Origin of the sequence: Enterococcus sp. CWB-B31 (assembly GCF_020567645.1) — a bacterium.
Lineage (GTDB): Bacteria > Bacillota > Bacilli > Lactobacillales > Enterococcaceae > Enterococcus_L.
In genome coordinates, this window is the sequence record NZ_JAJDJW010000020.1 from 61,084 (window position 1) to 67,276 (window position 6,193).

The window sequence follows — 6,193 nt, forward strand, 5'->3', positions numbered from 1 at the left end:
TCAAATTAATTTATCAATTGTGCCGCTTTTTGTTATAATCACAGTATTCTTTTAGATTTCAGGAGGGTATTCCATGTTTTTTGAACACATTCACCATACTGCAGTTAATGCATCCAATTATGAAAAAACAGTCCAATTTTATGTAAATATACTTGGTTTTTCCATTATTCGGGAAAACAAACGTCCGGAAAAAAATGATATTAAGCTGGATCTTCAACTAGGTAATCAGGAGCTTGAAGTATTTGTCAGCGATGTCTTTCCTGAGCGTCCCTCCTATCCAGAAGCACTGGGCTTGCGTCATCTGGCTTTCAAAGTAGTGGATGTACCGAAAGTCTGCGCATATCTTGAATCAAAAGGAGTCGTCTGCGAACCGATACGTACAGATGATTTTACCGGTGAAAGAATGACCTTTTTCTTTGATCCAGACGGATTGCCATTGGAAATTCATGAATAAAACAGATACTCATAAGTGCTGTTGAGAGGTGAAAGAAGTTCCATCTCCTATTGTTTTTAATGGAGCTTCCGAGACATGTTTGGAACAAAGAAGAACTTTTTGAAAGTGTTTGAGGCTGGGATGCTCTGGACAAAGAAGTCTGGATAGCAGTCATTCATATTAAACCCATTCATAAAAAATGTAAATCTTTCTATTTCGCCAATCGAAATTCTTTGAGACAGCGGATACTGATTTAATTGGGAAAAATAATTGGAAAAAGCCAGAATAAGCCTTTAATGAGTTGAACATTGCTGAAAGACATATCCGCCTATCTCTTTTGACAATAAAAAAGGTTGGAAGCAGAGTTTGCTGCATGCATTATTTTCCTTCATTGGTTGTTCAATACAATTTTTGAAAAATAAGCGCTCAACTGGCTCTATAAACAAAAACGTTCAAAGGCTCTGAGAAAAAGCCTTTGAACGTTTTTGTTTACAGCCGGACAGCCGTTTTTCAGGGCTGTCCGCTGCATTAATATTTATTAGAAAAGAATCAGGAGTTTTTACACACAAAATTAATTACACAGTTTCTCTTGATTTTCGAATAAAGATAACTCCCATCACTACTCCGATAATTCCAAGGATACGATAAGCCATTTGGTCCGTCTCGCCGGTCTTAGGGTAGCTGCCCTCTGGTTTCTTAGTTGCTGTTGAATCAGTAGTGGAAACAGCTGTTGTTGAATCCGTTGCAGAAGAACTTATTTCAGACGTTGTCGACTCTTCCATAAACTTGTCATAAACATAAGTAACATGCTGATCTTCTTCTGTAAACTTTCCAGAATTATTTTCAGGAGTTTCAATCAATTGATATCCGTCAAATGCTTTTGTTTCCGTTTGATAAGCAGCTCCAATTACTCCGACAATTTCCACATCATCCGCCAGCTTCTCGCCATTTTTTGTAACATAGCTGATCCGTACTTTTCCAATCAATGCGGCAGGATTATCCAGCAGATAGGTCATCGTGATTTCCTGTGGCGAATACTTGAATACTCCGGAAATCACTTTTGTTTCGGAATAATAGCCTTCAATTTCAGGACTGCTGATTTCAAATGCTGTACCGACCTCTCCTGAATAAACTTTTTTCTCAGCTAAAAGCTGACCCGCTGCATCTTTCAAAGCAACTGTAATTTCCCCGGCTTTATCATAAACTTCAGGCAACTCATAAACCATCTGTGTATTATATACTTTTCCATCTGGTACGATTCTCTGTCCCACATTCAGATAGCTGATACGTTCCATATGAGCGAATGCTGCATTGGTATAGATATTGAAAGCAACCGTTTCTCCCGGCAGAACAAATGCAACTCCTATTTCAGACAAATCCAGAGTTTGAGTAGTATGCTTTTCCGGAAGAGCAGCATCAGTGACTGCCAAGGATAAGCTGTATTGCTCTCCATCCACAGGCAGAATAATTACTGGATTTTTCAGTGTTTTATTATTCTTTTCTGTTGCTGCTAAAACGACATCCGTTTCTTTCAAAACTTCATTATTAGTAAGAGTTACTTTATAGCCTTCGTTTCCATCAGTAAGCGGTATCACCGAAGATTCAACAGCTAATGGCAGATATTGTAATTCTCTTGAAGGAAGAGCTATTCCAGTAAACAACCCATTGTAGATAGCTGTTGTCAGTGTATCTCGCTTCTCACTTTCAGTGCTGGATGGTGCATCCTGTGATTGCATCCAGGTTATCATCCCGCCCAGTCCGTTTTCACGAATATAGTTTGTTTTCTCCTGAATGGAGCGGATACTATCATAGGTAAAGAATACTTTTGATTCTTTGCTGTACATATAAGAAGCTTTAGATTCCTCATCCCAGTATTCGGTCAAATCAGGATACTTCACTTTTAGCTGATCAAAGGAACGATAAGCCCAGATCCCGCCATTTCTTCCACCGTCACCGTTTATCAGAGGTTTTTCGTTTTCAGCACCACGGCTTTCGCCTCCATCCACATCTGTCGTAGCAAAATCTGCACTTCCAAATAATCCAGGCAGATTTACCGGATCTGGTCCGTCATTCTCTACATTTCCCCAACCTCTGCTGTAAAAAGCAGCCCCAATCACAATTTTTTCAGGTATCGCACCATTACTTAAAAAGAATTTCACACTGTCATCCGTACTGAATGACCAGGGTTTACCATCTCCTTGAGGCGCTTTGGAGCTCGTATATAATCCAGTGTGATGATTGGTGGCATTTTCCCAGGCGCCATGGATATCATAAGTCATTAAGTTGGCATAATCAACGACTTTAAAGACCTCGGCTATATCCGTTCCCTTGTTTAAAGTATATGGTCCGGCCGCCAGTGCCACTGAAAGCTCGTAGGTTTTACCCGTTTTCTGCCCCAATGTATCCAATCCTGCTCTCAACTCTTTTAATAAAATGACAAAATTTTCCCGATCTGCCTCAGAAGCATCCGGTGTTCCCTCATCTTCCTTGCTGTCAACCAAATCTGGCGCTCGCACGCTTCCCGGATACTCCCAATCAATATCAAGAAAATCCATTTGATTGTATTCAACAAAAGCAAGCAGATTATCTACCAGTTTCTTTCGATATGTGTCATTTTGTGCATTAAGCGCAAAGTCTCCGGATTTTGTCCAGCCGCCGACAGAAATACCTACTTTTAAATTTGAATTTCTCAGACGAAGCTCCTGCAATGCATTCAGCAAACCAGCATTTGGTGCGTATTCTTCTACGCTATTGTTTCCTCCGTTTGTACCTAAAGCAGCAAACTCATCGGTCCATTCCAGATTTCCTTCTACATCAAAATCTAAAAAAGCAAAATTTAAATGAGTTAATTTTTCAGCTGGAATATCTTTTGGAAAAAAATTCCCTTCACTGTCTTCAATCGACCAGTCGCCATAATACATCACGTTTCGATAAGAAAGTTGTGATTCCTCTGCGTAGGCTTGCTTATCTGGAGACATGCTTGAAAATGACACACCAAATAAAATAATTCCTAACATCATCATTATCAAAGAGACGAGTTTACTTTTCTTTTTAACCATATTTTATCCCCCAATATCTTTTTGTTTACGCTTCCAACCATAGTTTAGCACACTGCCTGCACATTTGAAACATTATAATGTAATGAAGTTGTTTTTTTACCAAAATAAAAAAGTTGAAACAACCTATCTTCGGGTTTGTTTCAACTTTAAATGCAGTCATTATTTATTATGCAGTTTACCAAGTTTTTACAGTATTTCCTGTTTCGCTCTGTTTTCACTGTCAGTCCCTAGCTCCTTTACCCGTCCGCCGATCTTTTCAGCAAACATTTCTGCCTGTCGCATATCTTTAAATCTTCGTGCACATTCTTTGTCTCTGGTTCGTCGTCCATTCGTACTGATATATCCATGCAGTACTTTTACAGTATACATAATTGGCTAATTCCTTTCTTTATTATTTACAATAATCTCTAAAATACTGAAACTACTGTCTTTATGCTTTGAAGATACACAATTCTTGCTTAAAATGCAATGTTTTCGCTCGATAAATAAAAATAATTTAATAATTGCAACTTATTACTAAGAGTTTTCGAATTTTAAATTTCGATTACCCTAAAAAATTATCAGCCAATCCCGATTTGATATAAACAGCAGATAATGCCGGTGACTGGATTATCTTGTTTATGGATGAGAAAAAAATGTACAATGACGACATGAAGTATGGAGCTAACTATCAAAGAAAGACTGTCTCGATTGGTCTGTTAACATACAAAAAAGAGGAGTAATTACTTAACTATCCTCCTTTTTATATCAATATCCCGCATATCCTCAAAGACACTTATTTATAAGTCGGCATTAACTTGGCATAATTAATTACTGTTCTTTCAGTCTTCTCTACCGGGATTTTAATTCCTTTCACACTAATTACTGCAGAATTAACCCTCAGCACTTCTATTTTTCCACTTCTTATTTCCTTCTTATAGATAAATGATACTTCTTGTCCCTCATGAAACGCTTTACTCTTCTCAGAAAATTCTTCTTTTTTACTCCAGTAGTAACTCATAAGATAGCCTCTTTTCTTTATTTTCTTTGAATCTTACCTTAACAAATTGCTTAGCAGCTTCACTATTCATAAAGATGAAAACAGACGATACAATCATTTGAATTAGTCGACAGTAATTATTTTACAAAACATTAGATAAACGACATTGTGCAATGGTCCACTCAATATTGGGAAATGACAAAAAGTTTATATCATAAATAAATTTTTTGTCTGACAATTGTCTGATTGTCTTTAGCCCAGCTGCGATGTATCGAATGGTGATTAGCCTGTTCGATCGTTTATTTAACATCGCCTTTCTTTTGGTAGAGTATAACATGGAATCAGATACATACACTTTTACAGGATACAACTTTTTCATATTATTACCTCTTCCTGCCACTACCTTAGTATAGCATGTATTTGTGAAGAAACTAAGGACAAGCAACATCTGACAGGTTATTCAATTGGCTTTCAGCATTCATAAGCCTAGAATAAATCACTGGAATGAATGTTTCACATTCAATGGTTGTCATTCGTCTAGCATTCTACTGGATCAAGAGGGCAGACTCCATTCAAAGATTGTCGTCTGCCAAGCAGCAAACAAAAAAATGCCACAGCCGAAAAACTAGCTAAATTTGCTAATTTCTAAGCCTATGGTATTCAATTGCCTTGTTATAAAAAGAAAAAGGGACTGTGACATAAGTATGTCTGAGATCCCTAAAACCGAATAAACGGTGTTCCAGTCTTTGTGATTCGAGCATTCGAAGAAGCGTAGGAGCAAGTTACATGCCCCCCAGACATGCGACGAGCATTCGAAGAAGCGTAGGAGCAAGTTACATGCCCCCCAGACATGCGACGAGCATTCGAAGAAGCGTAGGAGCAAAGCCCCTCCATGCTTCGAGGATCGGAACGAAGTCCTTCAATTCTTAGTGGCTTTGCCATTTAAAAATTGATGAGATCGAAACGAAGTGTAGTGTAGTGAGAACCGTAGATGCAGAAAAACGGATGCAGCGTAATGTTTTGTCTCGAGAATCGTTAGACTCGTAGAGACAGCAGTTCTGGAAATAAGTCGAACGATACTAAAAATATGAGTAGCTCCAGGGAGGTATCAATTCACAGCTAGTCATATTATGACTAGTGTTCCTTGACAATTTTCGTATATTCCGACTTATTGTCATAAATCACTACGATTGACTTGTCAGAGTATATGATGCATGTTACCCATAGCCATCAAGCTAAGAAATAAATATAGAAAGTCACTTTGTCTAATGATTATCTGTCAAAAAAAGACCGCACGAATCTAAAGAAGGATAAACACGCTGTTTTATCCTAATGAAATAGCTACCAAAATATCAAGACTGGTCTTTTTGCCCTTGCGTCGTGACTTCTTCCTGTTCTGCTCTAAGAAACGAAAGATTTCGCCCAGAAGATTACGTAAAAGAATGCCATCTGCCTGTATCGCTGGAAATAAATCAGGTAAAAAAGGAACCAATACAGACATAGCCTTCTGCTCACTTAATTCTTTCTGCGCTTTTTCATAGAGTAGCTCCCGCATTTTGAACATGGTAGTAGACAGTAGCCAAATCACTATCAATTTACTGTAGACATGACATTTTAACCGCTGAACATTGACTGGTTTTACCTTATCAATCGCAAAAGTAGATTTCCATATCTTGAATAAAAGTTCAATTTGCCACCTTAAAGAATATAATTCATGCACTT

General features: G+C 38.0%; 6 protein-coding genes. 1 reads left to right on the forward strand and 5 read right to left on the reverse strand.

Going from position 1 to position 6,193, the window contains the following annotated elements:
• The first annotated feature begins 73 nt into the window (after window positions 1-73).
• On the forward strand, window positions 74-454 hold the full coding sequence (locus LI954_RS14460) for a VOC family protein (protein WP_202064326.1): 381 nt from the start codon (window positions 74-76) through the stop codon (window positions 452-454).
• 554 nt (window positions 455-1,008) lie between these two features.
• Here LI954_RS14460 and LI954_RS14465 read toward each other — a convergent pair.
• From LI954_RS14465 to LI954_RS14485, 5 genes are all read right to left on the reverse strand, one after another.
• Window positions 1,009-3,492, reverse strand: a complete 2,484-nt coding sequence (locus tag LI954_RS14465) for a glycosyl hydrolase family 18 protein (protein ID WP_229444802.1) — start codon at window positions 3,490-3,492, stop codon at window positions 1,009-1,011.
• 186 nt (window positions 3,493-3,678) lie between these two features.
• Complete coding sequence (locus tag LI954_RS14470; protein ID WP_202064323.1) at window positions 3,679-3,861, reverse strand: hypothetical protein; 183 nt, start codon at window positions 3,859-3,861, stop codon at window positions 3,679-3,681.
• Between the two features lie 406 nt (window positions 3,862-4,267).
• Window positions 4,268-4,492 carry a hypothetical protein gene (locus LI954_RS14475; protein ID WP_202064322.1) on the reverse strand — a complete coding sequence of 75 codons (225 nt, stop codon included), beginning with the start codon at window positions 4,490-4,492 and terminating at the stop codon, window positions 4,268-4,270.
• A 121-nt stretch (window positions 4,493-4,613) separates the two neighbouring features.
• Window positions 4,614-4,850, reverse strand: coding sequence for a hypothetical protein (locus LI954_RS14480; protein ID WP_229444803.1), 237 nt, complete (start codon window positions 4,848-4,850; stop codon window positions 4,614-4,616).
• Between the two features lie 945 nt (window positions 4,851-5,795).
• The coding region (locus LI954_RS14485; protein WP_229444804.1) for a transposase at window positions 5,796-6,193 on the reverse strand (398 nt) is incomplete at its 5' end.

Bases quoted from the DNA above. Each gene is read 5' to 3' on its own strand.
- LI954_RS14470 (WP_202064323.1), bottom strand. From the start codon at position 3,861: ATGTATACTGTAAAAGTACTGCATGGATATATCAGTACGAATGGACGA.
- LI954_RS14475 (WP_202064322.1), bottom strand. From the start codon at position 4,492: ATGAGTTACTACTGGAGTAAAAAAGAAGAATTTTCTGAGAAGAGTAAA.
- LI954_RS14480 (WP_229444803.1), bottom strand. From the start codon at position 4,850: ATGAAAAAGTTGTATCCTGTAAAAGTGTATGTATCTGATTCCATGTTA.
- LI954_RS14460 (WP_202064326.1), top strand. From the start codon at position 74: ATGTTTTTTGAACACATTCACCATACTGCAGTTAATGCATCCAATTAT.
- LI954_RS14465 (WP_229444802.1), bottom strand. From the start codon at position 3,492: ATGGTTAAAAAGAAAAGTAAACTCGTCTCTTTGATAATGATGATGTTA.